20 protein-coding genes and 2 pseudogenes are annotated in these 25,476 nt (G+C 73.8%); 8 read left to right on the top strand and 14 right to left on the bottom strand.

The window, feature by feature from the left end; translation table 11 throughout:
* Window positions 1-43: 43 nt before the first annotated feature.
* A complete protein-coding gene (locus tag HCJ94_RS14850) occupies window positions 44-1,681 on the bottom strand; it encodes a peptide ABC transporter substrate-binding protein (protein WP_168001602.1) in 1,638 nt (545 codons plus the stop codon).
* A 223-nt stretch (window positions 1,682-1,904) separates the two neighbouring features.
* Here HCJ94_RS14850 and HCJ94_RS14845 point away from each other — a divergent pair, with 223 nt between their 5' ends.
* Entirely contained in the window at window positions 1,905-2,639 is a 735-nt protein-coding gene (locus HCJ94_RS14845) for a PIG-L deacetylase family protein (RefSeq protein WP_168001601.1), read from the top strand.
* A gap of 29 nt (window positions 2,640-2,668) precedes the next feature.
* On the opposite strand, the gene HCJ94_RS14840 is transcribed toward HCJ94_RS14845, so the two are convergent.
* Both HCJ94_RS14840 and HCJ94_RS14835 read right to left on the bottom strand, forming a co-directional pair.
* On the bottom strand, window positions 2,669-3,355 hold the full coding sequence (locus tag HCJ94_RS14840) for a response regulator (RefSeq protein WP_168001600.1): 687 nt from the start codon (window positions 3,353-3,355) through the stop codon (window positions 2,669-2,671).
* A complete protein-coding gene (locus tag HCJ94_RS14835; RefSeq protein ID WP_168001599.1) occupies window positions 3,355-4,620 on the bottom strand; it encodes an ATP-binding protein in 1,266 nt (421 codons plus the stop codon). The genes HCJ94_RS14840 and HCJ94_RS14835 overlap by 1 nt, the downstream gene beginning before the upstream one ends.
* A 172-nt stretch (window positions 4,621-4,792) precedes the next feature.
* Between HCJ94_RS14835 and HCJ94_RS14830 the strand changes: the two genes are divergently transcribed.
* The 3 genes and pseudogenes from HCJ94_RS14830 to HCJ94_RS14820 all read left to right on the top strand — a co-directional run bounded on the left by HCJ94_RS14830 (window position 4,793) and on the right by HCJ94_RS14820 (window position 8,316).
* Window positions 4,793-6,391, top strand: coding sequence for a PspC domain-containing protein (locus HCJ94_RS14830; RefSeq protein WP_168001598.1), 1,599 nt, complete (start codon window positions 4,793-4,795; stop codon window positions 6,389-6,391).
* A pseudogene (locus HCJ94_RS31190) lies at window positions 6,388-6,642 on the top strand (hypothetical protein); the annotation flags it as partial. The gene HCJ94_RS14830 and the pseudogene HCJ94_RS31190, both read left to right, overlap by 4 nt.
* 420 nt (window positions 6,643-7,062) lie before the next feature.
* The gene (locus tag HCJ94_RS14820) at window positions 7,063-8,316 is read left to right on the top strand and encodes a phosphatidylserine decarboxylase (RefSeq protein WP_168001597.1); all 1,254 of its coding nucleotides are present in this window, start codon (window positions 7,063-7,065) and stop codon (window positions 8,314-8,316) included.
* Between the two features lie 61 nt (window positions 8,317-8,377).
* Here the strand turns inward: HCJ94_RS14820 and HCJ94_RS14815 are convergent, their stop codons facing one another.
* The 3 genes from HCJ94_RS14815 to HCJ94_RS14805 form a co-directional block, all read right to left on the bottom strand.
* Complete coding sequence (locus HCJ94_RS14815; RefSeq protein WP_168001666.1) at window positions 8,378-9,280, bottom strand: CDP-alcohol phosphatidyltransferase family protein; 903 nt, start codon at window positions 9,278-9,280, stop codon at window positions 8,378-8,380.
* A 430-nt stretch (window positions 9,281-9,710) separates the two neighbouring features.
* Window positions 9,711-10,625: an NUDIX hydrolase gene (locus HCJ94_RS14810; RefSeq protein WP_168001665.1), complete on the bottom strand. Its 915-nt coding sequence runs from the start codon at window positions 10,623-10,625 to the stop codon at window positions 9,711-9,713.
* Window positions 10,626-10,747: 122 nt separating this feature from the next.
* A complete protein-coding gene (locus HCJ94_RS14805; RefSeq protein ID WP_168001596.1) occupies window positions 10,748-11,695 on the bottom strand; it encodes an NUDIX hydrolase in 948 nt (315 codons plus the stop codon).
* 144 nt (window positions 11,696-11,839) lie between these two features.
* Here HCJ94_RS14805 and HCJ94_RS14800 point away from each other — a divergent pair.
* A pseudogene (locus HCJ94_RS14800) lies at window positions 11,840-12,139 on the top strand (PspC domain-containing protein); the annotation flags it as partial.
* Between the two features lie 136 nt (window positions 12,140-12,275).
* Here the strand turns inward: HCJ94_RS14800 and guaA are convergent.
* Both guaA and HCJ94_RS14790 read right to left on the bottom strand, forming a co-directional pair.
* On the bottom strand, window positions 12,276-13,829 hold the full coding sequence (gene guaA, locus HCJ94_RS14795) for a glutamine-hydrolyzing GMP synthase (RefSeq protein WP_168001594.1): 1,554 nt from the start codon (window positions 13,827-13,829) through the stop codon (window positions 12,276-12,278).
* Window positions 13,830-13,989: 160 nt separating this feature from the next.
* Window positions 13,990-15,687, bottom strand: a complete 1,698-nt coding sequence (locus tag HCJ94_RS14790; protein WP_168001593.1) for an FAD-dependent oxidoreductase — start codon at window positions 15,685-15,687, stop codon at window positions 13,990-13,992.
* A 144-nt stretch (window positions 15,688-15,831) separates the two neighbouring features.
* On the opposite strand from HCJ94_RS14790, the gene HCJ94_RS14785 reads away from it, so the two are divergent.
* The gene (locus tag HCJ94_RS14785) at window positions 15,832-16,953 is read left to right on the top strand and encodes an LCP family protein (protein ID WP_168001592.1); all 1,122 of its coding nucleotides are present in this window, start codon (window positions 15,832-15,834) and stop codon (window positions 16,951-16,953) included.
* A 40-nt stretch (window positions 16,954-16,993) separates the two neighbouring features.
* On the opposite strand, the gene HCJ94_RS14780 is transcribed toward HCJ94_RS14785, so the two are convergent.
* The 4 genes from HCJ94_RS14780 to guaB are packed head-to-tail and all read right to left on the bottom strand — an operon-like array spanning window position 16,994 to window position 21,455.
* Complete coding sequence (locus tag HCJ94_RS14780; protein WP_373684305.1) at window positions 16,994-17,278, bottom strand: M1 family aminopeptidase; 285 nt, start codon at window positions 17,276-17,278, stop codon at window positions 16,994-16,996.
* A gap of 7 nt (window positions 17,279-17,285) precedes the next feature.
* Window positions 17,286-18,698, bottom strand: a complete 1,413-nt coding sequence (locus HCJ94_RS14775; RefSeq protein ID WP_168001591.1) for a M1 family metallopeptidase — start codon at window positions 18,696-18,698, stop codon at window positions 17,286-17,288.
* A 45-nt stretch (window positions 18,699-18,743) separates the two neighbouring features.
* Window positions 18,744-19,862 (bottom strand): GuaB3 family IMP dehydrogenase-related protein, encoded by a 1,119-nt coding sequence (locus HCJ94_RS14770; protein ID WP_168001590.1) that lies wholly within the window; start codon window positions 19,860-19,862, stop codon window positions 18,744-18,746.
* A 30-nt stretch (window positions 19,863-19,892) separates the two neighbouring features.
* A complete protein-coding gene (guaB, locus tag HCJ94_RS14765; RefSeq protein ID WP_309227280.1) occupies window positions 19,893-21,455 on the bottom strand; it encodes an IMP dehydrogenase in 1,563 nt (520 codons plus the stop codon).
* A gap of 185 nt (window positions 21,456-21,640) precedes the next feature.
* Here guaB and HCJ94_RS14760 point away from each other — a divergent pair, with 185 nt between their 5' ends.
* Window positions 21,641-22,048: a DUF5319 domain-containing protein gene (locus tag HCJ94_RS14760; RefSeq protein ID WP_168001589.1), complete on the top strand. Its 408-nt coding sequence runs from the start codon at window positions 21,641-21,643 to the stop codon at window positions 22,046-22,048.
* A gap of 7 nt (window positions 22,049-22,055) precedes the next feature.
* Here the strand turns inward: HCJ94_RS14760 and HCJ94_RS14755 are convergent, their stop codons facing one another.
* Complete coding sequence (locus tag HCJ94_RS14755) at window positions 22,056-22,880, bottom strand: helix-turn-helix transcriptional regulator (RefSeq protein WP_168001588.1); 825 nt, start codon at window positions 22,878-22,880, stop codon at window positions 22,056-22,058.
* Between the two features lie 242 nt (window positions 22,881-23,122).
* On the opposite strand from HCJ94_RS14755, the gene HCJ94_RS14750 reads away from it, so the two are divergent.
* Window positions 23,123-23,506 carry a WhiB family transcriptional regulator gene (locus tag HCJ94_RS14750; RefSeq protein WP_109946349.1) on the top strand — a complete coding sequence of 128 codons (384 nt, stop codon included), beginning with the start codon at window positions 23,123-23,125 and terminating at the stop codon, window positions 23,504-23,506.
* A 224-nt stretch (window positions 23,507-23,730) separates the two neighbouring features.
* On the opposite strand, the gene HCJ94_RS14745 is transcribed toward HCJ94_RS14750, so the two are convergent.
* Window positions 23,731-25,422: a molybdopterin-dependent oxidoreductase gene (locus tag HCJ94_RS14745; RefSeq protein ID WP_168001587.1), complete on the bottom strand. Its 1,692-nt coding sequence runs from the start codon at window positions 25,420-25,422 to the stop codon at window positions 23,731-23,733.
* Between the last annotated feature and the right edge of the window lie 54 nt (window positions 25,423-25,476).

Below are 25,476 nucleotides of genomic sequence, written 5' to 3'. Positions count from 1 at the left end.
GTTGCCGCCACGTCGTGTTACGGCTGGATCAGGGAACTGAAGCTCAGTTCTGCTTCAGCGAGGTCGCACCGTAGTCGGCGTCCGAGACAGCGTTCCAGACGAACTTGTCCACGTTCTCACCGTAGACCGCGCCGACCTTGCCCCACCACATCGGGATGACCGGCAGCTCCTCGACCAGGATGTCCTCCGCCTTCTGGTAGAAGGGGATCGCCTCGTCGATGGACTTGGCCGAACCACCCTGCTGCAGCAGCGAGTCGAACTCGGGGTTGCTGAAGGTGGAGTTGTTGCTGTCGGCACCCGTGCTGTACAGCGGACCCAGGTAGGTCTCGAGGTACGGGTAGTCCGGGCCCCAGCCGAGGCGGAACGGACCGGTGAACTTCTTGCTGTCCGCGGTCTCCAGGTACTCGGCGAACTGCAGGTTGACCTTCAGCTCGTAGTCGATGCCCAGCGCGGCCTTGATCTGGTCGCCGACGGCCTGCAGCCACTTGTCGTGACCGGCACCGGCGTTCGCCCACAGCTGCAGCTTCTTGCCGGCCGGCCAGCCGCCAGCCTCCTGCAGGAGCTGCTTGGCCTTCTCGACGTCCTTCTTGCAGTAGGTGCAGACGTTCTCGCGGGCGCCCTGGAAGGACGGCGCGATGTAGCCCGTGGCCGGGGTGAACCGGCCGTCGAAGACGGCGTCGATGATGGACTGCCGGTCGATCGCCAGCGAGAGCGCCTGGCGGACCCGCTTGTCCTTGAACTCCGGCATGTAGATCGGCATGCCGACGTAGGTGAAGTTGTCACCCGGCTGCTCGTACAGGCGGTCGCCGTAGGTGGCCTTGGCCTCCTTGTAGCGGGCCGGCGGCAGGGTGTACATCACGTCCAGCTCGCCGGCCTGGAAGGCGGCGTAACCGGCGTCGACGTCCGCGAAGATCCGGTAGGTGATCTTGTCCGGCTTGCCGGCCTCACCCTTCCAGGTGTCGCTGCGGACCAGGTTGATGGCGACGTTGTGCTGCCAGCTGCCCTCGATCTTGTAGGGGCCGTTGCCGATCGGGGTCTCGTTGCACTTGTCGGCAGCGTCGACGCACGCCTGGGCCATCGGGAAGAAGCCCGAGTAGCCGACCGTGGTCGGGAAGCCGGAGAACGGCTCCGACAGCTCGACGGTGAAGGTCTGGTCGTCGACCTTCTTCAGGCCGGACAGCTCCTTGGCCTTCGGCTCGGGAGCCTTCTTCGGGCCCTCGCCGTCCGGGTCCTCGGACGAGACGTCCTTGATGCCGGCGATCCGCTTCATGAAGTAGCTGTTGTTCTGGGCGTTCGGCCCGTAAGCAGCGTAGTTCCACGAACGGATGAAGGCGTCGGCGTTGACCGGCTCACCGTTGTCGAAGGTGTAGCCGCTCTTGATCTTGATCGTCCAGGTCTTCTGGTCGTCCGAGGTGATCGACTCGGCCAGGTCGTTCTCCGGGGCGCCGGTCTCGGCGTTGTACTTGACCAGACCGCGGTAGAGCTGGCGGATCACGTAGATCGACGGCTCGTCGTCACCGGCGGACGGGAGCAGGAACGCCGGCTCCGCCGCGTAGACGCGGAGCTCGCCACCGGCCTGCCCGGCGGCGTCGTCCGAGTCATTGCCGCCACCGCTGCAAGCAGTGGCCAACATGGCGGTGGCGGTCGCCGCGACCGCCACCTTCAGGAATTTCCCGCGCATGGGAGTGCCTCCTCAGGGCGCTCGGCTCACGAGGGGGTTGTGAGGTGCCTGCCACTGTAACACCCGATGCGTCCTGGCGGGAAGGCGTGTTATCAACCCGATACCCGGCCGGGACGGCGCCGACACCGATCCGGAGGTGACGTCGACACGCCCGGCCAGGCATGGTAAGAGCTGCGAGAACGCCGCCGCCGGGCCGATTCGCGACGGGTAGGGTCGATCCACGATGACCTTTCCGCCCTCCGCCACGCCCCTGGCCGACGTGCGCCGGGCCCTCGCCATCTTCGCCCATCCGGACGATGTCGACTTCGGCTGTGCGGGCACCGTGGCCACCTGGACGGACAACGGGATCGAGGTCGCCTACCTTCTGGTCACTCAAGGTGACGCCGGGGGCTACGACGGGACGCCGCGGCCGGAGCTGGTGCGGCAGCGCGCGGAGGAGCAACGCGCGGCGGCCGCCGCCGTCGGCGTCCGGCAGGTCGACGTCCTGACCGGGTACGCCGACGGCACGCTCGCGCCGACACCGCAGCTACGCCGGGACCTCACCGCGGCCATCCGCCGGTTCCGCCCGGACCGGGTGCTGACCAGCTCGCCGCTGCGCCGGTGGGAACACATCGCCGGGCCGGGCCACCCCGACCACCAGGCGGTCGGCGAGGCGGCCACCTGCGCCGTCTACCCGGACGCGCGCAACCCGTTCGCGTACCCCGACCTGCTCGCCGCCGGCCTGGAGCCGTGGGTCGTGCGGGAGGTCTGGTACGCGGGCGGACCGGCACCCGATCACACCGTCGACGTCACGGACAGTTACCACCGCAAGGTCGCCGCGATGCGCGCCCACCGGTCGCAGACCGCCCACCTCGACGTGGACACCTGGGTACGCGACCAGCTCGCCGCCATCGCGGCCGACGCCGGCCTGCCTCCGGGCCGCCTGGCCGAGGCGTTCACCGTCCTCCGGACGGAGTGAGCGGCGGCCGGGCCGGGCACCCGGCACGATCAGACGAGGCGGCGGTCGGCCGCCCAGCGGGACAGCTCGTAGCGGTTGGACATCTGGAGCTTGCGCAGCACGTTCGACACGTGCGTCTCGACCGTCTTTATCGAAATGTACAGCTCCTTGGCGATCTCCTTGTACGCGTACCCCCGGGCGAGCAGGCGCAGCACCTCGCGCTCGCGGTTGGTGAGCTGGTCCAGTTCGGGGTCGGACACGGGCGCGTCGGGCCGGGCCGCGAACGCGTCCAGCACGAACCCGGCCAGCCGGGGGCTGAACACGGCGTCCCCGTCGGCGACCCGGCGGATCGCCGCCGCCAGCTCGTCGGGTGAGATGGTCTTGGTGACGTAGCCGCGGGCGCCGGCGCGGATCAGCCCGATCACGTCCTCGGCGGCGTCCGACACGCTCAGCGCCAGGAACCGCACCTGCGGGTGCGTACGCCGCATGGCCTCCAGCACCGCCCGGCCGCCGCCGTCGGGCATGTGCACGTCGAGCAGCACGACGTCGGGCTCGGTGGCGGCGATCCGGCTGACCGCCTCGGCCACCGTGCTCGCCTCACCCACCACCTCGACGTGCGCGCCCAGCTCGGCGCGTACCCCGGCCCGGAACATCGCGTGGTCGTCGACGAGGAAGACCCGCAGCCGCTCCGGGGCGGCCTCCGTCTCCTCGACCGGGCCCGTCGTCTGGTCCACCATCACCTGTCCCTTTCCGCCGTGGACGAGTCCCGGGAGATCGGCAGGATCAACCGGACCTCGGTCCCCTCCCCCGGCTCGGACCGGATCTCCGCCCGGCCGCCGTGCCGCTTCATCCGCCCGATGATCGAGCCCCGGACGCCGTGCCGGTGGTCCTCCACCGTATCCGGGTCGAAGCCCTTCCCCCGGTCCCGGACGAAGACGCTGACCTGTTCCGGCTCGACCTCGGCGTACAGCGAGACGGTCTGCACGCCGGCGTGCCGGGCGGCGTTGACCAGGGCCTCCCGCGCGGCGGCCACCAGCGCGCCCACCCGTTCGTCGGTCTCCCGGTCACCGACGACCACCGTCTCCACGGTGATCGCGAAGGTGTCCTCCACCTCGGCCGCCGCCTGCTCGAGGGCCGCCGCGAAACGCTCCGTCGGGGAGCCGGTCGGCTTGTAGAGCCAGTTGCGTAGCGAGCGCTCCTGACCCCGGGCGAGCCGTTGCACCGTTTTCACGTCACCGGCGTTGCGCTGGATCAGCGCGAGGGTGTGCAGCACCTGGTCGTGCACCATCGCGGCAAGCTCGGCCCGCTCCTGTTCGCGGATGCGCCCCTCGCGCTCCGAGCGGAGCTGGTTCCACGTCCGCCAGAGCACCGGCGCGGCGACCACCCCGACGCCGGCGAGCCCGACCAGCGCGAAGATCACGCCGTTGAGCACCGCGTCGAAGTTCTGCGCCGGGGAGTAGACGGCGGCGACGCCGATGATGCCCACCGCGACCAGCACGCCGCCGCCGATGAACCGCAGCACGAACGCCCGCCGGTCGCTCTCCTCGACCACGGCGCTCAGCCAGGGCACCGGCATCGCCTCGCCCCACTGCCGCCGCCGCTCCGGGGCGGACTGGTGCCAGATCACCCCCGCGCCGACCGCGATGATCGCCACCAGCCAGCCGGCGGTGCCGGCCGCGCCCACGGAGTCGAAGAGCACCATCTGGAGCAGCAACACCACGAGCCCGATCGCCACGAACGGCAGCAGTTGCGCGACGTCGCGGCGCGGGGGTACGGCGGTGTCGCCCGGGCGCAGCGGCACCACCGCCCAGAAGGCGGCGTAGAGGAGCAGACCGAGGCCGCTCAGCCCGAGCAGCACCATGAAGGCGACCCGGACGCGGAGCACCGAGATGCCGAGGTGCTCGGCGATGCCCGCGGCCACCCCGGCGGCCATCCGGTGCTCGGGGGCGCGGTAGAGGCGAGGGGGCTGCGTCACGGTGCTGATCGAGGGCTCCCTGGTCACGACGGGTACGGTGTGGGCGACCGTCCGCTGCCGGCGCCGGTTCGATCGTCACACGGCACGCCGCCGCCCGGCCACGGGGACGCCCCGGACATCCGGGCCTCCCGGATCTCAGGGTGGCGTCAGGGTCTCCTCCTGAGGTCGCCGACGCGACGCGGGGAGCAGGATCGAGGACATGACCGAGGAAGCCGCCCAGCCCCCGACGCCCGGGGCGACGCCGCCACCCGCGGCGTCCCCGCCGGCCGGCGGGCCGCCGCCCCCGCCAGGGGACCCGACCGGCGCACCGCCCACGGCGGGCGCCACCCCGCCGCCGGGTGGGGGCACCAGCTTCACCTCACGGTACGGGCTGGTCCGCCCGCACGACGGCCGCTACCTGGCCGGCGTGTGCGCGGCCATCGGCCGGGCGACCAACACCGACCCGGTGCTCTGGCGGGTGCTGCTGGCGGTGCTCGGCTTCTTCGGCGGCATCGGCATCCTGGTGTACGTCTCGGCCTGGCTGATCATCCCGGGCGAGGGCGACAGCGCCTCGCCGGTCGAGTCGATGCTGGGACGCGGGCGGTCCAGCATGTCCCCGGTCACCGTGATCGTCCTCAGCATCCTGGTGGCGGTCAGCTTCGCCTTCATCGTCACCGACGCGTTCCGGGCCGTGCTGCTCGGCGCGGCCATCCTGGTCTGCGGGGCGCTGCTGCTCAACCGGGAGCGCCCCGGTGGCCCGCCGGTCGGCGCCGCGCCGCCCGGTGCCGTTCCCGCGCCGCCCGGCCCGGTGCCGCCGGTCGCCTACCCGGCCCCGGTCGGGTACCCGGCGCCGGCGGACGCGACCCTGGCGGCCGGCGCCGTTCCACCCGCCGCGCCGGCGGAGCCGGCCGGGACGACGACCGTGCCGCTCCCGGTGGCCGCGTCCGGGACCGCCGAGCCGACGGCCGAACTGCCGACAGCGGCACCCGCGGGCGTGGCCCCGCCGGCGTGGGGGGCTCCGGTCACCGGTACGCCGGCTGCGCCGGCCTGGCCCCCGGCGCCGTCCGGGCCGCCGACCGCACCCCGGCCCCCGGGCGGGTACCGGCCGCCGTTCGCCCCGCACGGCCCGTACGCCGGCCGGCCGGCGGCACCGCCCGCACCGGCGCCCCGGCCGCCGAAGCGGCCACGGGAGCGGTCCGCACTCGGTGCGGTGACCTTCTCGCTGATCTTCCTGACGCTCGGCGTGGTGACCGTCCTCGACCTGCTGGACGTCTTCCCGGTCGGCGCCTCGGCGTACTTCGCGGCGGCCCTGGCGACCATCGGTCTCGGCCTGCTCGTCGGCACCTGGTTCGGCCGGGCCCGGTGGCTGATCGCGCTCGGTCTGGTGACCGCCGCCGCGCTGACGGTGGCGACCGTCGCCGAGTCGTACGACCACATCCGGGGTGTGGACGGCGCGGTGACCTGGGCCCCGGCCAGCCACGCCGAGCTCGCGACCCGGTACGAGAACAGCTTCGGCGACTCGGTGCTCGACCTGCGCGCGGTGGACTTCAACGGGAAGGACACCGAGATCGTCGTCGCGGTCAACTTCGGCGAGGCGACCGTGGTGGTGCCGCCGGACGTCGACGTGACCGTCCTGGCCGACGTCAACGCCGGTGACGTGGTCGTCTTCGGCCGCCGGTCGGGGACGCTCGACGAGCGCGCCGGCGGTGTCGACGGGCCGCTGCGCGAGACCACCGACCTGGGTGCGAACGGCCCCGGCGGCGGGAAGCTGCACCTCTACATCCACGTCAACGCTGGCAAGCTGGAGGTGACCCGGTGAGGGCGCATCGCACGGACCTCGTGTCCCTGGCGTTCGGGCTGCTCTTCGTCGGCCTCGCCGCCTGGTGGCTGATCGCCCGGCTGCTCGGGTTCGTCCTGCCGCCGGTCGGCTGGTTCCTGGCCGGCGCGCTGCTGCTGGTCGGCGTACTCGGTCTGGTGGGTGCGCTGCGCGCGGCGCGCTCGCCCCGCCCGGGCGCCGCCGACAGGACCGCCGCGACGGACGGGACGGTCGGCCCGACCTCCGGGCATCCGGATCCCGAGGTGGCGGCCTGGGAGACCGGCAGGGCGGACGACACGAACGGATGGCCGGTGCCCGACCAGCACGACCGGGACGTGTCGGCGCCCCTGTCGGGTGCCCCGGCGACCGGGAACGCCGGTCGGGAGGAGGCCGACGAGTGGCCGACCGAGGCGGTCACCGATCGCCGTGACGAGGCCGTCGAGGACCGGTCGGCGGACGTTCCCGAGGACTGGCCGCCGGCCCCGCCGGTCGGAGGCGACCGTCGCTGACCGCGGCGGTGCGTCGCCCGTACGGCGGCGCATATGCTGGCCGGTGGAGACCGTCCCGGCCGGCCGCCTCACGCCCGCGCCGGCCCGCACGCGGCCGAGCCGGCGCCAGCCGTGCCGGAATTCCGCCTCAACCGTCGTCCCGACCCCGTCAGGAGCCCGCCCGACATGACCCAGTCCCCCGCCGTGCGCCCCTCCGGCCGGTCCGGTCCGGTCCGCATCGGCGAGCGTGCCGCCCGTACCCTCGTTGCCGAGTTCGCCCGGATCAACGACCCGAAGGCCGCCCTCCTGGTCGGTGCCAGCCCGGAGTCCCCGGTGCTCGCCGCGGCGATCGAGGCGCTGCTGCCCGGTGACACGCTCACCGTGGTGCCGGCCGCCTCGATGAGCGCCACGCTGCTGCGCGAGCACGTCTCCGCGCAGGGCCGCTGGGTCGCCGACCGGGTCCGCGTCGTCGACACGCTGGCCGAGGCCGAGGTCGCGGCGGTCGCCATCGTCGGTGAGCCGTTCACCGGCACCGCCGAGGAGACCCGCGCCGCCATCGAGGGCCTGGGCAAGTACCTGGCCGACGGGGCGGTGCTCAGCGTCGCCGCACCGGTCGCCCCGGGTCGCAGCGCCGGCGCCGCCGACGAGTTGGACCGCCAGGGGGCGCTGTACGGCGTCGGCAGTGACCTGGTGCTGCGCAACAACCCGCCGCTGCGGGTGCACCGGCTCCGGTTCACCCCGGTGGACGCCGCCGCGGCCGCGCGGCTGGCTCCGGCGTACCGGCCGTCCAGCGTGCCGCTGACCCGCACCATGCACATCGACTCCAACGGCGTGGCCGCCGCGGGCATCGCGCTCGGCCTGGCGGGGCTGGCCCGGCTGACCCGGCCGAAGTCCAAGCTGTGGCTGCTGCCCGCGCTGGCCGCGGCACCGGTGGCCGCCTTCTTCCGCGACCCGGAGCGGGACGTGCCGGAGGACCCGTCGGCCGTGGTCGCCGCAGCCGACGGGCAGGTGCTCTCCGTGCAGCGGCTGCACGACGAGCGGTTCGGCGAGGGCGAGTGGCTGCGCATCGCGGTCTTCCTGTCGGTGCTCGACGTGCACGTCAACCGCTCCCCGGTGGCGGGCAAGGTGGTCGACTACTTCGTGGCCGACGGCGGCTTCGTCAACGCGATGAAGCCGGAGGCCGAGCACAACGTCGCCGCGTACACGGTGCTGGAGACCGCGCACGGCACGGTGGTGGTGGCGCAGCGCACCGGGCTGATCGCCCGGCGGATCGTGCAGCGGGCGCCGATCGGTGCGCTGCTGGCGAAGGGCGAGCGCTTCGGGCTGATCCGGTTCGGCTCACGCACCGACGTCTACCTGCCGGCCGAGGCGGCGGAGCCGCTGGTCGGGCCGGGCGACAAGGTGGTCGGCGGATCGACCGTCATCGCCCGCTGGAGCTGAGCACGACACGCGAAAGGGGCGCCGCGGATCTTCCGCGGCGCCCCTTTCGTCGTCAGAGGGATCAGACGGCGCGGCGCTGGCGCAGCCAGAGCACCGGGCCGCTGAGCAGGTAGCCCGCGACGATGACGGCGAACGTGAGCCGGACGTCGATCAGCGCGCCGAGGACCGGGGCCAGCCACACCCACGCCGGCAGCTTCACCAGGCGGGCGAGCTTCGCGTACGGGAAGCTGGAGACCATGGCGAAGGCGAGCAGCGCCACCCCGCCGACCAGCACCAGCCCCGACACCGGCAGGCCGATGGCGACCGTCAGCGCGAGCACGGCGGCGGCCATGGTGGTCGGCACGCCGCAGAAGAAGCGGCCGTCCTTCGGCGAGACGTTGAACCGGGCGAGCCGGATCGCGGCGCAGGCCGCGACGAGGGCGCACGCCACCGCCGCGGCGGCCGGCGGCACCGAGCCGGCCAGGGAGGCGTAGACCACCACCGGGGCGGCGAGGCCGAACGAGCACATGTCGGCCAGCGAGTCCATCTGTGCGCCGAACGGGCTGGCCACGCCGAGCTTGCGGGCCAGGGCGCCGTCGAGACCGTCGAAGGCGACGCAGGCGATCAGGCAGAGGGCCGCCACCCGCACCTCACCCTGCATGGCGAGGAAGATCGCCAGCATGCCCAGCATGAGGCTGGCCAGGGTGCACGCGTTGACCACCGCGAACTTCATCCGGCGGGCGGCGGTCCGCTCGCCGGGGAGCAGCGGGATCGACATCGCCGTCGGGTCGTCGACCGGCGACGCGGGAGCGAGGGCTGGGCTGACCGGGACGACCGCCTCGATCTCGGCGTCGTACCGGCCGTACCGGGGCTCCGCGTACCGGCGCTCGGCGAGCGCCACGTCGGTGCGGGCGCGGAGGTCGCCGTCACGGCGGCCCACCCGGACCAGCAGCACCTGGCGGGCGAACGTGCTGCTGCGGCGCAGCCGGCCCGCCCATCGACGCCCTGCGGGGCGCGGACTGTCAGTCGTACGACGCCGGCGCCATGGGGCTCTCGGCACGTTTCCTCCATCACCGGATCGGCTTACCGCCTGGGCGGCGGGTGCCCGGCTGTCTCGTGCCGGACCTTCCTGGCCCGGCAGCCGTTTTGCGGAGTACACCATCGCATAGGGGAACGGGGATTGGCGATAGCTGCCGGCGGTACTTATATCTCCCTTAAACCGCGCGAACCGCTCTCATATTCCCATCCCGGGCCGCATCGCCCGTTTCACCGCCAACTCCCACACTTGAATGTACCGGACCTGGGCGAGGTCGTCGCGACGAGCGGGTTCGGGCATCCCCGCTGACCGATGTGTACGATTTGTCGTCACCGGCCCCGCTCCCTGTCGCCACCTGCGGCTGCGCGCGGCGGACGGTTCAGCCAACACGCTCCGTGAGTGCGCGGGTGGCGATGTCGGTGAGCGGGAGGCCCGCGAGTTGCCCGACGTCGAACCACGCCGCCTGCTCGGTCGACCCCCCGGCCAGCTCGGTGACCCGCGGCTCGGTCGGCTCGTCGACCGCCACCCGGTAGATCACCCGGACGCCGTGCCAGTCGAGCGGGTACCCCTCCGGCCCGAGCGCGGCCGGGTTGTGCAGGTTGTCCACGTCGATCAGCCCGACGACGCGCCCGAGCTGGCCGGACTCCTCCACGAGCTCGCGCAGCAGCGCGGGCTCCGGCGCCTCGCCGTGGTCGGTCCCGCCGCCGGGCAGGTGCCAGCGGCCGGCGCCCGGGTAGCCGTCCGCGATCCGGGTCAGCAGCACCCGCCCGCGCGGGTCGGTGACCAGCCCGTACGCCCCGAAGCGCTGCCGCCGGCCGGCCGGAAGCGGGGCGGCCTGGGCGGCCGGCAGCGTCGTGGGGAGCCCCGGCGGCAGGGGTGTGACGGCCAGCCCGAGCAGCTCGGCGGTGAAGGGCATCAGCGGGACGGTCGCCGCCTCGGCGGGCGTGAACCAGCCCAGCTCGTCGCTGCCGCCGGCCGGCTCCGGCCGGAGCGCGCCACCCTGCGCCGTCACGTCGAACACCAGCCGGTCGGTGTGCACGGTGATCCCGGCGTCGGCGAAGGTGGCCACGTCCGCGACGGCCGCCCGGATCCCCGCCACCGCCACGACCAGCCCGGTCTCCTCGGCGAACTCACGCACGACCGCGTCGGCGGGGTGCTCGGCGTGCGTCAGCCCGCCGCCGGGCAGCTGCCAGACGCCCGGGTACGGGCACGCGGCCGACCCCCGCGCGAGCAGCACCCGCCCGTCGGCATCCCGCAGGACCCCGTACGCCGCCACCCGTCGCCGCTGCTCCACGAACCCGCTCCCCCCGCCCCGCACTGCGTCGATCATGAAGTTATCGCCGTCGACACCGGTGTGTCCCGACAATAACTTCATGATCAGCGCGTGCGGTGCCCGGCGGGCCCGCGGGTGGGAGCTCAGGTCAGGTGGGCGGCCTGGACGGCCTCCGCCGTCACCTCCGTGAGGCGGTCGGTCGGGAGGGCGCCGAGTTCCTCGCGGGCGAACCAGCGGGCCTCGCAGGTGGAGCCGCCGACGTCGGCGACGGTCGGCGGGGCGGGCTGGTCGACCACGACCCGGTAGAAGGCGCGGACGCCGTGCCAGTCGATCGGGTACCCCTCCGGCCCCAGCGAGGCGGCGTCACGGTGGCTCGCCACCCCGAGCAGCTCGACCAGACGCCCGGTCTGCCCGGTCTCCTCCACCAGCTCCCGGATCAGCGCCGCGCCCGGCTGCTCGCCGTAGTCGGTGCCGCCGCCGGGCAGGTGCCAGCAGCCGGCCCCCGGGTAGCCGTCGGAGACGCGGGTGAGCAGCACCCGCCCGTCCGGGTCGGTGACCACGGCGTACGCGGCGAAGCGCTGCGCCCGGTGCAGGCCGTCCGGCCCGGGCACCGCGTAGAACGAGGGGAACTCGGGCGGCTCGTCGGGCACGACGTCCGCCGAGGAGGCCGGCAGGCCCAGGGCGCGGGCGGTGAACGAGCGCAGCGGCAGCTCGCGGGCCTCGTCGAGGGTGAACCAGCGGGCCAGGTCGGTGGGCCGGTCGACCCGGTCGGTGAGCGTCCCGCCACGGACCGACACGTGGTAGAGGAGCCGGTCGGTGTGGATGGTGATGCCCCGCTCGGGCAGCGCCCGCATGTCGGCCAGGACGTCCTTCAGGCCGGCGACGCTGACCGAGAGCCCGGTCTCGGCGGCCGTCTCCCGGACGACGGTGTGGTGCGGATCCTCGCCGTGGTCGACCGCGCCTCCGGGCAGCGACCACGTGCCGGGGGTGCCGGAGCGCTCCGATGCGCGGACCAGCAACACCCGACCGACTGAGTCAGTGCAGACTGCGTACGCCGCGATCCTGCGGAGCGGCTCCAGCATGGTGGTCACGGAGCCAAATTCTCCCCGCAACCGGTTACCGGCATCGAAAAGAGTCAGATTCCTGACTTTAGGCTCCCGCATCAGGGACGGGTCAGGGTATGGATCCGGGCGGTCACCGAGGTCGATCGGACGCCCGGCGCGGACCGTGGAGACATGACGACCACCGGTTTTCCCCAAGCCCCGTACAAGCAGCTCCGCCGCCCCGTCACCGACCGGATGGTCGCCGGGGTGGCCAGTGGCGTCGGCCGCTACTTCGACGTCGACCCCACCCTCGTCCGGGTGATCTTCGCGGTCACCGGCCTGCTCACCGGCGGCCTCGCGCTGCTCGCGTACCCGATCATGTGGTTCCTGATGCCCGAGGAGCCGGCCGGCGCGCCCGCCTGGCCGCACCCGACGGCCGCCGCGCCCACCACGCCGACGGCCGGGACCGGGACGCCCGCCCCGACGGCCGGGACCACGCCGACCGGCGCGCCCGCGCAGCCGACCCCGTGGCCGGCCACGACGCCCGAGCCGACCACGGCGCCGGTCCCGGCGCCGGAGTCCCGGCCGGCGCCTCAGCCGCCCGCGCCGCCGACGGCGTGAGCCCGGCTCACTCCCACTCGATGGTGCCCGGCGGCTTGCTGGTCACGTCCAGGACCACCCGGTTGACCTCGGCGACCTCGTTGGTGATCCGGGTGGAGATCCGGGCGATCACCTCGTACGGCAGCCGGGACCAGTCGGCGGTCATCGCGTCCTCGCTGGAGACCGGGCGCAGCACCACCGGATGCCCGTAGCTGCGCCCGTCTCCCTGGACGCCCACGCTGCGCACGTCCGCCAGCAGGACCACCGGGAACTGCCAGACGCCCCGGTCCAGGCCCGCGGCGGACAACTCCTGCCGGGCGATCAGGTCGGCCTTCCGGAGCACGGCCAGCCGCTCCTCGTCCACCGCGCCGATGATCCGGATGGCCAGGCCCGGCCCCGGGAACGGGTGCCGCCAGACCATCGCCTCGGGCAGGCCGAGCTGGAGGCCGAGGGTGCGGACCTCGTCCTTGAAGAGCGTGCGCAGCGGCTCGACCAGGGCGAACTTCAGGTCCTCCGGGAGCCCACCGACGTTGTGGTGGCTCTTGATGTTGGCGGTGCCGGCGCCGCCGCCGGACTCGACCACGTCCGGGTAGAGGGTGCCCTGCACCAGGAACTCCACGTCGCCGTGGGCGGCGATCTCCCGGGCGGCGGCCTCGAAGACCCGGATGAACTCCCGGCCGATGATCTTGCGCTTCTGCTCCGGGTCGGTGACCCCGGCGAGCGCGCCGAGGAAACGCTCCTGCGCGTCGACCACCTTCAGCTTGATGCCGGTGGCGGCGACGTAGTCCTTCTCCACCTGCTCCGCCTCACCGGCCCGCAGCAGGCCGTGGTCGACGAAGACGCAGGTGAGCTGGTCACCGACGGCCTTGTGCACCAGCGCCGCGGCGACCGCGGAGTCCACGCCGCCGGAGAGGCCGCAGATGACCTCCTTGTCGCCGACCTGCTCGCGGATCCGGGCCACCTGCTCGTCGATGATGTTCTCGGACGTCCAGGTGGGCTCGATGCCGGCGATGTCGTACAGGAAGCGGGTCAGCATCTCCTGACCGTGGGCGGTGTGCCCCACCTCCGGGTGGAACTGCACGCCCGCGCGGCGGCCGGCCAGGTCCTCGAAGGCGGCCACCGGCGCGCCCGCCGACTCGGCGGTGACCGTGAAACCGGCGGGGGCCTCGGTGACGCAGTCGCCGTGGCTCATCCAGACCGGCAGGTCGTCGGGGAGGTCCCGGAGCAGCACACCGGCCTCGGGGCGGGTGTGCAGCGGGGTGCCGCCATACTCCCGGTTGCCGGTCTTCGCGACCGTGCCGCCGAGGGCCTGGGCCATCGCCTGGAAGCCGTAGCAGATGCCGAACACGGGCACCCCGGCGTCGAACATGCCCGCGTCGATCCGGGGCGCGTCGGGCGCGTAGACGCTGGCCGGGCCGCCGGAGAGGACGATGGCGGCCGGGTTCTTCGCCAGCATCTCGGCGACCGACATCGTGTGCGGGACGATCTCCGAGTAGACCTTCGCCTCGCGCACCCGGCGCGCGATGAGCTGGGCGTACTGGGCTCCGAAGTCCACCACCAGGACGGGGCGAGGCGTGCTCATGTGCAGAAAGCCTACCCACCGTCACCGCCGCCCCGCCCCGCGACCCGCGGCACACCCCCCGATCTCCGCGATCTTGCGGTTATGGCCTCCGTTTCGCGGCTTCTGCACCCTTTGCCGGGGCATGAAGTGCAAGATCGCGCGCGAGGGCGGAGGGCGGGGGTCAGGGGTGGAGGGCGCCGGGGGCGTCGGCCGGGACCGCCGGGTGGTGCGGGGGGACCGGCGTTAGGCGGGTGTAGCGGGAGCCGAGGGGTGGGCGGGGGTCGGGCTCGTCCTTGTTGGGCCAGAAGGACATGGCGCGTTCGGCCTGGGCGGTGATCGTCAGGCTCGGGTTGACGCCGAGGTTGGCCGAGACCGCCGCGCCGTCGACCACGTGCAGGCCCGGGTGCCCGTAGACCCGGTGCCAGGGGTCGATCACCCCGTCGTCGGGCGTGGCGCCGATCACCGCGCCGCCGAGGATGTGCGCGGTCATCGGGACGTTGAACGGCTCGGTGAGCGCGCCGCCCGGCACCCCGTCGATCTCCTCGGCGAGCAGCCGCACCGCCTGGTTGCCGGCGGGGATCCAGGTCGGGTTCGGGGCACCGTGGCCGGGGCCGGAGACCAGCCGCCGGCCGAGCGGCCCGCGCCGCATCCGGGTGGTGAGGGAGTTGTCCGCCGACTGCATGACCAGGGCGATCACCGTACGCTCCGACCAGCCGCGGACCGACAGCATCCGGGCGGCGACGCCCGGCTGCCGCACGATGGAACCCAGCCAGCGGCGCACCCGGTGCGGGCCGCCGTCGACCAGCAGCGACTGGAGCAGCCCCATCGCGTTCGAGCCCCGCCCGTAGCGGACCGGTTCGATGTGGGTCTGCGGGTCGGGGTGGAACGAGCTGGTGATCGCCACCCCCTCGGTGAAGTCCGTCCCGTCCGCCCGGGCCCGCCGGCGGGGCACCGACGCGCCCAGGATCGCCTCCGAGTTGGTCCGGGTCAGCTCGCCGAGGCGGGGCGAGAGCCGGGGCAGCGCTCCGCTCGCCTTCATCCCGTGCAGCAGCCGCTGGGTGCCGAGCGCCCCCGCCGCGAAGACCACCTGGTCGGCGTGGATCACCTGGCGGCGCTTGCGCAGCCAGGCCCCGGTGCGGACGGTGTGCACCGCGTACCCGCCGCCCTCGACCGGGCGTACGGCGGTCACCGTCGTCAGCGGGCGCACGTCGGCACCGAGCCGCTCGGCGAGCCACAGGTAGTTCTTCACCAGCGTGTTCTTGGCCCCGTGCCGGCACCCCGTCATGCAGGCGCCGCAGTGCGTGCAGCCGGTCCGCTCCGGGCCGGCGCCGCCGAAGTACGGGTCGGGCACCCGCTGCCCCGGCCGGCCGATGTGCACCCCGACCGGGGTGGCGTGGAAGGTGTGCCCGACCCCCATCCGCTCGGCCACCGACCGCATCGCCCGGTCCGCGCCGGTGGTGACCGGGTACGTGGTGACGCCGAGCATCCGCTTCGCCTGGTCGTAGTGGCGGGCCAGCTCGTCGCGCCAGTCGGTGATGTCCCGCCACTGCGGGTCGCTGTAGAAGGCGTCCAGCGGCTCGTACAGCGTGTTCGCGTAGACCAGCGAGCCACCGCCAACCCCGGCACCGGAGAGCACCATGACCCCGCCGCCGGCCTTCCGGTCGGCCGCCCGCAGCAGGGTGATCCGCTGGAGGCCGTAGCACCCCAGCCACGGCGCCCAGAGGAACCGGCGCACCCGCCACGAGGTCTCCGGGAACTCCTCGTCGGCGAAGCGACGCCCGGCCTCCAGGACACCGACCCGGTAGCCCTTCTCGGCGAGCCGCAGCGCGGTGACGCTGCCGCCGAACCCGGACCCGATGACGACCACGTCGTACCGCATGAACGCATCATTACCAGCCGGTAGCCGTCGCGCCAGGGGCAGTTTGCCGCGATCATGGACCCCGTTCGACGGACCGCCGAGCCCGGGCTGCAACCCGGTGCCCCGTCCGCACGTTTCATCAGGTACGGGGGAAGGGGTCGCCGGATGGTCGTCGGGTCGGAAGGACGCCGTGGGTGGCGCCTCGCCCTGATCGTGGTCGCCGCCGTCCTGCTCACGGCCGGCGGGGTGGCGGTGGTCCGCACGCTGGCCGACCGTGGCCCGCAGCGGCCCGTGCCCAGCGCGAGCACCCCCGGAGCCACCCTCACGCCGACACCGTCGCCCTCCCCGACCGGTCCGCCCCCGGGCGCCGCCGCCATCACCGGGCCGCTCAACCTGCTGCTGGTGGGAGTGGACACCCGGGTGAGCGACCCCGCCTGGGAGCCGCACTCGGACGCCGTCCTCCTGCTGCACGTGCCGCGCGGGCTGGACCGGGCGTACCTGTTCTCGCTCCCCCGCGACCTGCTGGTGGACATCCCGGCCTTTCCCCGGGCCGGCTACCGCGGCGGACGCACCAAGCTGACCCACGCCATGGGCTACGGCAGCCGGGTGCCCGGCCGGCCGGGCAAGCCGGACCCGGCCCAGGGGTACGACCTGCTGCGCAGCACGGTCAGCGGCTACACGGGCCTGCGGATCGACGCCGGCGCGGTGCTCACCTTCGGCGGCTTCGACCGGCTGGTGGACACCCTCGGCGGCGTGGACCTACGGGTCGACCAGCGGGTGGTGTCGCTGCACCGCCAGCCGGACGGCAAGCACCGCGCCCCGAAACCGGGCGGCGGCGGGTACGTCGGGCCGCAGATGGTGTACGAGCCGGGGGTACGACACCTCAACGGGTGGCAGGCGCTGGACTACGCCCGCCAGCGCTACATCACCGGGGGCGACTACGCGCGCCAACGCCACCAGCAGCAGCTGATCAAGGCGCTGGTCGCGAAGATCCTCGACGAGAATCTGGCCCGGGACCCGGCCCGGGTGGAGCAGGTGGTGGCGGCCCTCGGGGACACGCTGATCTACGCCGGCGGGCCGCGGATCGTCGACGTCGCGTACGCCCTCGGCGGCCTGGACCCGGACCGGCTCGTCCTGGTCGGCCTCCCCGGTACCTCCGTCGGCCGGGGCAGCGGCTACCGCGGCGAACAGCTCACCGAGGTCGGCCGCGGGTTCCTCCCGGAGCTGCGGGCCGGCCGCGCGGACGCGTACCTGGCCGCCCACCCCGAGCTGCGGCAGAAATCCTGAGCCCGCCCCGCCACCGAGCGGCGGCGGGGCGGGGACGACCTCAGAGCGGCTTGGGGGCGGTGGGCTTCTTCGTGCCGTACAGCCACGCGTCGAAGAGCTTGTCCAACTGCTTGCCGGAGATCCGCTCGGAGAGCTCCACGAACTCCTCCGTGGTGCCGGTGGCGTTCCGCTGCTCCTGCACCCAGGTCTTCAGGATCTCGAAGAACGCCTTGTCGCCGACCGACACGCGGAGCGCGTGCACGGTCATCGCACCGCGCTCGTAGACCGATTCGCTGAACAGGTTCTTCACCCCGGGCTTACCCGGCGGGGACCGATGGACGATCACGCACCCGTCACGGCAGGGCCGGCGCGGTCCGCCCGCTCAGCCAGGCGTCGAAGAGCGGCCGCAGGCTCTTCCCCGAGACCCGCTCCGCGAGCGCGACCAGGTCGTCGGTGGTGGCGTTGCCGCCGCGCCGCTCGGTCGTCCACGTGCGAAGGATCGTGAAGAAGGCCTCGTCACCGACCGTACGACGCAGCGCGTGCACGGCCAGCGCGCCGCGCTTGTAGACGGCGCTGCCGAACATCTGCCCCCGTCCGGGGTCGAGCGTCGGTCGCGACCAGTCGGTCATCGCGTACTGGAGCTCGAAGTTCCGCTGCGCGGTCCGGCCGCCGTCGTGCTCCTCCCACAGCCACTCGGCGTACGTGGCGAAGCCCTCGTTGAGCCAGATGTCGCGCCAGCGGGCCACCGCGACGCTGTTGCCGAACCACTGGTGCGCCAGCTCGTGCGTGACCACTGCGGGGTTGGGCTGCCCGCCCCGGAAGAAGCCCGGCCCGTAGACCGGCCGGGACTGGGTCTCCAGCGCGTACCCCACCCGCGGGTCGGTGACCACGATCCCGCCGTACGACTCGAACGGGTACGGCCCGAACCGGCCGGCCAGGAAGTCGGCGATCTCGGCGGTGCGGGCCAGCGAGGTCGCCTCCGGCCCGGTCGCGGCCAGCCGTTCCGGCACCGCCGTGACGATCGGCTTCCCGGCGTGGGTGCCGCTGGTCACCCGGTACTCCCCGATCACCAGCGTGCTCAGATAGCTCGCCATCGGCGTGCGCTCGGCCCACCGCCACGTCGTCCGGCCGCCCGTGCTGGTCCGTTCGCCCGGCACCCCGTTGCTGAGCGCCTCCAGCCCGTCCGGGACGGTCACCTCGATCTCGTACGTGGCCTTGTCTGCGGGGTGGTCGTTGACCGGGAACCAGGTGGCGGCCGAGTACGGCTGGCCGAGGGCGATCGCCCCGTCGTCGGTGTGCAGGAAGCCGCCGCTGCCCAGTTGCCCGTCGGGTCGGGCGGTGGGGACGCCGGCGTACGCCACCTCGACGGTGAACCGGCTCCCCCGGGCCAGCCCCCGCCCCGGGGTCACCACCAGCTCGTCGCCGTCGCGGCGGTGCTCGGCCCGGGTGCCGTCGACGGTCACCGTGGACACGTCCAGCCCGACCAGGTCCAGGTTGAACCGGGACAGCGGCTCGGTGGCGGTGGCGGTGACCACGGCCCGGCCGGAGAGCCGGTCGCTGGGCGGGTCGTAGTCGACGGCGAGGCGGTAGCTGTCCACGTCGTACCCGCCGTTGCCGGCCCCCGGGACGTACGGGTCACCGATCTCGGCGGCGCCGGGGTGGAAGCGGTCGTCGTCCCGGCCGGACGCGAGGCAGCCGGCGAGCACGACCGCCGCCGCGACGGCCACGGCCAGAGCCGGGCGAGCCGGGGCAGAAGTACGACGCACCGGTCGAGCCTATCGGCGCGACCGGTGCGTACGGTGCTTCTCGGGTCAGCGGTCCAGGACCAGGCCGACCTTCTGGAACTCCTTGAGGTCGCGGTAGCCGCACTTGGCCATCGCGCGGCGCAGCCCGCCGAACAGGTTGAGCTGGCCGTCCGGCTCGTCGGCCGGGCCGAAGAGCAGCTGCTCCATCGAGCCGAGCGGCTCGCCGGCCACCTCGAACGCGCCGCGCGGCAGCGACGGGTGGCTGGCGGCCGAGTGCCACCACGCGCCACCGGCCGGCGCCTCCGCGCACAGCGACAGCGGCTCGCCGAGCATCACCGCGTCCGCCCCGCAGCCGAGGGCCTTGGCGATGTCGCCCGAGGTCATGACGTCGCCGTCGGCGATGAGGTGCACGTACCGGCCGCCGGTCTCGTCCAGGTAGTCGCGCCGCGCGGCCGCCGCGTCGGCGATCGCGGTGGCCATCGGCACCCGGATGCCGAGCACGGAGTCGGTCGTGGACCAGTCGTCGCCGCCGATGCCGACGATGACGCCGGCCGCGCCCGTACGCATCAGGTGCAGGGCGGTCTTGTAGTCGGTGCAGCCGCCGACGATGACCGGCAGGTCCAGGTCGGCGATGAACTCCTTGAGGTTGAGCGGCTCCTCGGTCGTCGAGACGTGCTCGGCGGAGACGATGGTGCCCTGGATGACCAGGATGTCGACGCCGGCGTCGAGGATGACCGGGGCGAGCGCGAGGGTGTGCTGCGGGGAGACCCGAACGGCCACCGTGCCGCCGCCGGCGCGCAGCTCGCGGACCCGCTCGGCGATCAGGTCGGGGCGGATCGGCTCGGCGTACACCTCCTGGAGCCGCTTGGTGTGCCGCGCGTCCTCGTTGAGGCCGGCCAGCTCCTCAAGGACCTTGGTCGGGTTCTCGTAGCGGGTCCACAGACCCTCCACGTTGAGCACGCCGAGGCCGCCGAGCTGGCTCAGCTTCACCGCCGAGGACGGGCTCATCGTCGCGTCGGACGGGTGCCCGACGCAGGGGATGCCGAACTGGTACGCGTCGAGCTGCCAGGCCGTGGAGACGTCGTCGACGTCCCGGGTGCGGCGGCTCGGCACGATCGCGATGTCGTCCAGGTGGTAGCCGCGCTGCGCGGTCTTGCCCAGCCCGATCTCGACCACGTCACGCATGGGGGACTCCAGGTGGTTGGGGGTGGTGGGTCAGCGGGAGTGGTAGTTGGGCGCCTCGACGGTCATCTGGATGTCGTGCGGGTGGCTCTCCTTGAGGCCGGCCGCGGTGATGCGGATGAGCTGGCCACGGCGGTGCAGCTCGGGAATGCTCTCCGCGCCGACGTACCCCATCGCCGCCCGCAGCCCACCGATGAGCTGGTGGGCGACCTGGGCCAGCGGGCCCCGGTACGGCACCTGGCCCTCGACGCCCTCGGGGACCAGCTTGTCCTCGGCGAGCACGTCCTGCTGGAAGTAGCGGTCCTTCGAGTACGACTTGCCCTGGCCCCGGGACTGCATGGCGCCCAGCGAGCCCATCCCCCGGTACGCCTTGTACTGCTTGCCGTTGATGAAGATCAGCTCGCCCGGGCTCTCCTCGCAACCGGCCAGCAGGCTGCCCAGCATGACCGTGTCGGCCCCGGCGACGAGCGCCTTGGCGATGTCGCCCGAGTACTGGATGCCGCCGTCGCCGATCACCGGGACGCCGGCCGGCCGCGCCGCCCGCGCCGCCTCCATGATCGCCGTGATCTGCGGTACGCCGACACCGGCGACAATCCGCGTCGTGCAGATCGCGCCCGGGCCCACCCCGACCTTGACGCCGTCCGCGCCGGCCTCGACCAGCGCCTTCGCGCCCGCGTACGTGGCGATGTTGCCACCGACGATGTCGATGGCGACGTCCTTCTTGAGCCGGGCGACCATCTCCAGCACGGCCCGCTGGTGGCCGTGCGCGGTGTCCACGATCAGCACGTCGACACCGGCGTCGACCAGGGTGCGGGCCCGCTTGTACGCGTCCTCGCCGACGCCGACCGCCGCGGCCACCCGGAGGCGGCCCGCCTCGTCCTTGGTGGCGTTCGGGTACTGCTCGCTCTTGGTGAAGTCCTTGACGGTGATGAGCCCGCGCAGCTTCCCGGCGCCGTCGACGATCGGCAGCTTCTCGACCTTGTGCTGGCGCAGCAGGCCGAGCGCGTCCTCCTTGCTGACGCCGACCGGGGCGGTGATCAGCGGCGGGCGGGTCATGATCTCGTGGACCGGGGTGGCGGGGTCGGACACGAACCGCATGTCGCGGTTGGTGACGATGCCGACCAGTTGCCCGTCGCCGTCGACCACCGGCACGCCGGAGATGCGGTACCGCCCGCAGAGCGAGTCGACGTCCCGGAGCGTGTCGTCCGGGCTCGCGGTCACCGGGTTCGTGATCATGCCGGACTCGGAGCGCTTCACCAGGTCGACCTGGAGCGCCTGGTCCTCGAGGGAGAGGTTGCGGTGCAGCACGCCGATCCCGCCCTGGCGCGCCATGGCGATCGCCATCCGGGCCTCGGTCACCGTGTCCATCGCGCTGGACAGCAGCGGGACACTCAGCTCGATGGTGCGGGTGAGCTTCGTGCGGGTGTTCACCCGGCTGGGCACGACGTCCGACTCGCCGGGCTGGAGCAGAACGTCGTCGAAGGTCAGCCCGAGCGGCACCACCCGCGCCGAGCCGGCGGGCAGCTCCGGCAGGTGACCGCCCAGCTCGCCGTCGTCGGCGCCGGTCGGATGAGCCGTGCTGGGCGAAATTTCCACGATTGCTCCCCTGAGCTGCTCGGACGGGCTTCAGCGAGGTGGCGCGGGCGGGCACCGGCGCACGCCGGGTGACGGCGCGTCGCCCCATCGTACCCAGTGACCCGCCCCGCCCCCGCCGGTGGCGGGGCAGGTCACGCACGGCCCGGGGGCAGGCGTCGGCGAGGTGTTGGGTCTACGGTGAGGGGGTGCACGACGAGCCCATCGACCCCTTCAACGGCGACCCGGCCGATCCGGCAGCGGGCCTGCACGACCCCGGCGACGAATCGCTCGACCCGCTGAGCGACGTCGAGCGGCAGGACGTGCTTGAGGACCTGGCCGACCTGGAGATCTACCAGGCCCTGCTGACGCCGATCGGGGTACGCGGGCTGGTCATCGAATGCGAGGACTGCCGGGAGCCCCACTACTTCGACTGGGACCTGCTCCGGGGCAACCTGCGCCACCTGCTCAGCTCCGGCCGTCCCCGGGTGCACGAGCCGGCGTACGACCCGGATCCGGACCACTACGTCAGCTGGGACTACGCCCGCGGGTACGCCGACGGCGTGCACGACACGCTGAGCGAGGGCTCGGACGAGGAGCCGGGCTCGGGGCGCTGACGCCCGCTCAGGCCACCAGCCCGGCACGGAAGCCGGCGGCCACCGCGTGGGCGCGGTCCCGCGCGCCGAGCTTGCGGAAGAGCCGCCGGGCGTGGGTCTTGACCGTGTCCTCGGAGACGAACAGCTCGCGCCCGATCTCGGCGTTGCTCTTGCCCTCCGCCATCCCCAGCAGCACCTGCAGCTCGCGCTCGGTCAGTCCGATCGCCGCCCGCCCGTTCCGGGCGGCGGAGCCGTTGCGCTGGTTGCCCGGCACCGCCCCCTCCGGCTCGCCGGCCGGCTCGGCGGGATCGTCACCGCGCTGAACGGGCACCACCGCCGGATGCCCGCCGGCCGGGTCGGTGGAGTTGGCCGACCAGGCCGGGGGCGGGTCGGTGGGGGCCCGGCCAGCCGGCGTGGAGCGGGCCGGCCCGCCGACGGAGGCGGCGTCCCGCGCGGGGTCGGTGACCCGGTGCCGGTTGGTCCGCCCGGGGGCGGAGAGCAGCAGCAGGGCCTTCGCCACCGCGCTGGTGAGGTCGTGGTCGGTGCCCTGGATGAGTCCACGGGCGCCGGCGCTGATCGTCGCGGCGGCCGCCTCGGACTCCTCGGCGCCGAGCAGCAGCACGGCGGCCTGCGGCGCCCGGGCGAGCACCCGGCGGACGAACCCGGCGCTGTCCGGCCGGGTGAGCGCCGTGTCGGCGAGCACCACGTCGGCGGGACGCTCCGCGAGCCGCAGCATCACCTCGGGATCGGAGACGGCGGTCCGCACCGCACCGGACAGTCCCAGCCGCGCCGCCGCGGAGGTCAGGTGCTGCGCCGCCAAGGGCGTCCGAACGCACACGAGAACCGTACGCACAGTGATCTCCTCTCCGCTCATGAGCAGACCATGAGCGGTTCCCCTCGGGAGGAGGTTCCGGGCAATCCTCCGAACTTTTCCGACAGTTGGGGCATATGCCGCGAGTTGTCCGAGGTTTTGGATCACAGAAGTGTGAGCCGCGCCGAGCCCGGGTACCGGGACGTCGAGCCGGACACGGCGCGCCAGCGTGGACGCCGGTAACACAGCGAACTCCGCGGTGCCGCGCGGAAGGAGGGGTGCTGATGTCGAACGTACGTAGACTTCCCGGACCCATCGTCGACCTCTGGGACTGGCAGCGTCTCGGCGCGTGCCGAGGTCGGGACAGCGCCCAGTTCTTCCACCCGGACGGCGAGCGGGGCTCCTCCCGCCTGCGCCGGGAGTCGGGCGCCAAGGCCGTCTGCCGCACCTGCCCGGTCCGGGCCGAGTGCGCGGCGCACGCGCTCTCCGTCCGCGAGCCGTACGGCGTGTGGGGCGGCTTCAGCGAGTCCGAGCGGCTGCGCCTGCTCGCCCTGGGCTGGGAGGACCTGGCCGACCGCCGGCAGACGCGGGTCGACGTCGCCCGGCTGGAGGCCCGCCTGGGCCGGCCGCACAAGTCGACCGTCCCCGCGCAGCGCAAGATCGCCTGATTCCGGCCCGAGAACCGTTCCGACGCCGCGCCCCACCGGGGCGCGGCGTCGTGGTGGGGAGGGCACTCGCCCTCGGTTCGTCCTCCGGCCCGCCCCGCCCGCCCGCATGCTCAAAAGGGCGTGGGCGGGGTGCCGGGGTGTCCGCTGTCGGGTGGCGGACCGGCACCGGTAGGGGCACCGGCGAACCCGTCCCGACCGCCGGCGGTCGGTGCCGTGCCGGACGGTCAGCGGACGGTCACCCGGACCGTGTGCCAGCCGGTCGCACCGTCCGGGGCCACCCCCGTCCGCCGGGCGGTCTGCGTCTCGCCGGTCGAGTCCGTGGCCCGCACCTCCAGCTTGTGCTCGCCCGGCGTCGCGTCCCAGCGCCACGACCACTGCACCCACGTGTCCACCGAGACCGCCGGGGCGAGATCCGCTTCCTGCCACGGGCCCTCGTCGACCCGGACCTCGACCCGGCGGATGCCCCGGTGCTGGGCCCACGCCACACCGGCGACGGTGATCCGTCCGGCGGTCAGCCGGTTGCGCGGGCGCGGGGTGTCGATCCGCGACTGGGTCTTGATCGGCCCCTGGGCGGACCAGCCCCGCGGCACCCAGTACGCGTCGAAGTCCGCGAAGCTGGTCAGCTCCAGCTCGGTGACCCATTTGCAGGCGGACACGTACCCGTAGAGGCCGGGCACCACCACGCGGGCCGGGAAGCCGTGCTCGACCGGCAGCGGCTCCCCGTTCATGCCCACCGCCAGCAGGGCGTCCCGCCCGTCCCGCAGCACCGCCGTCGGGGTGCCGCACGTCCAGCCGTCGACCGACCGCCCGACGACCTGGTCGGCGCCCTCCTCCGGCTCCGCCTCGTCCAGCAGTTCCTTCAGCGGTACGCCCAGCCAGCGCGCGTTGCCGATCAGGTCGCCGCCGACCTCGTTGGAGACGCAGGCGAGGGTCACGTAGCGCTCGACCATCGGCCGGGCCAGCAGGTCGTCGAAGGTGAGCGTGATCGGGTTGCGTACCCGGCCGTGGATGCGCAGCCGCCACGTGGCCGGGTCCACCTGCGGCACCACCAGGGCGGTGTCGATCCGGTAGAACCCGGTGTTCGGGGTGACGTACGGCGCGAGCTGCGGCACGCTGAGGTCGGCGCCGGCCGGCACGGCGGGCGCCGGGGACGCGGGCGGCGGCAACGTCACCGCGTCGCGGGCCGCCGACACTCCACGCCGGCCGGCCAGCCAGCGGCCGCCGAGCCCGGCCACCCCGGCCGCACCGAGCAGCAGCCCGGTGGCGGCGAGAAAGCGCCGCCGCGACTCCGGGCCCGGCGGCGCGGGCTCCGCGGCGGCCTGCCACCGGCCCGGGCCGTCCGGAGCCGGCAGCACGGCCGGGCCGCCCGAGGCCGGCGGCGCCGCCGGGCCAGCCGTGGCGGGAGCAGCCTCGGTCACCCCGGGCGCGGCCGGCGGCGGGGGCGCGGCGGGTGGCGCGGGTGGGGACCAGGGCCACGGGTCCAGCTCCAGCGGGCCGGCGACGAACGCCCAGAGCACCACCGCGCCGAGGCCGCCCCCGACCAGCGCCGGCAGGGCGTCGGCGGCGTTCGCGCCGGACCGGGTCAGGGCCGCCCCGACCCCCAGGGCGGTGAACGCCGCGACGCCGGTGAGGCCGTAGGCCAGCCGGCGCCGGGACACCACGCCCAGCAGCGCGGCGAAGCTGGCCAGCAGCAGCGCCGTCCCGACCAGCAGCGCGATCTTGTCGTACGTGCCGAACAGCGCGATGCCGAGCTGCTTGAGCGGCTCGGGCACGGTGTCGACGACCAGGCCCCCGACGGCGACCAGCGGCGCCGAGCGCGGGCCGGTCAGCACCGCCACGAGTTCCGCCGACCCGAGCGCCACCGCCGCGGCGGTCACCCCGGCCAGGGCGGCGTGGCGCCTCGTCGTCGTGGTCACGCCGCCCAGTGTTTCCGATCGGAGCGGCGGCCCGGTAGTGCCGTCAGCGTTCCG

This window comes from Micromonospora thermarum (assembly GCF_012034245.1).
GTDB classification, from domain to species: domain Bacteria; phylum Actinomycetota; class Actinomycetes; order Mycobacteriales; family Micromonosporaceae; genus Micromonospora; species Micromonospora thermarum.
Note: the sequence above shows the minus strand (reverse complement) of the source record. Positions and strands in the feature narration are given on the sequence as shown.

Excerpts from the sequence above, each read along its gene's own strand:
- guaA (WP_168001594.1), bottom strand. The coding sequence starts at position 13,829 with ATGAGCACGCCTCGCCCCGTCCTGGTGGTGGACTTCGGAGCCCAGTAC.
- HCJ94_RS14830 (WP_168001598.1), top strand. The coding sequence starts at position 4,793 with ATGACCGAGGAAGCCGCCCAGCCCCCGACGCCCGGGGCGACGCCGCCA.
- HCJ94_RS14785 (WP_168001592.1), top strand. The coding sequence starts at position 15,832 with ATGGTCGTCGGGTCGGAAGGACGCCGTGGGTGGCGCCTCGCCCTGATC.
- HCJ94_RS14845 (WP_168001601.1), top strand. The coding sequence starts at position 1,905 with ATGACCTTTCCGCCCTCCGCCACGCCCCTGGCCGACGTGCGCCGGGCC.
- HCJ94_RS14850 (WP_168001602.1), bottom strand. The coding sequence starts at position 1,681 with ATGCGCGGGAAATTCCTGAAGGTGGCGGTCGCGGCGACCGCCACCGCC.
- HCJ94_RS14840 (WP_168001600.1), bottom strand. The coding sequence starts at position 3,355 with ATGGTGGACCAGACGACGGGCCCGGTCGAGGAGACGGAGGCCGCCCCG.
- HCJ94_RS14790 (WP_168001593.1), bottom strand. The coding sequence starts at position 15,687 with ATGCGGTACGACGTGGTCGTCATCGGGTCCGGGTTCGGCGGCAGCGTC.
- HCJ94_RS14750 (WP_109946349.1), top strand. The coding sequence starts at position 23,123 with ATGTCGAACGTACGTAGACTTCCCGGACCCATCGTCGACCTCTGGGAC.
- HCJ94_RS14770 (WP_168001590.1), bottom strand. The coding sequence starts at position 19,862 with ATGCGTGACGTGGTCGAGATCGGGCTGGGCAAGACCGCGCAGCGCGGC.
- HCJ94_RS14820 (WP_168001597.1), top strand. The coding sequence starts at position 7,063 with ATGACCCAGTCCCCCGCCGTGCGCCCCTCCGGCCGGTCCGGTCCGGTC.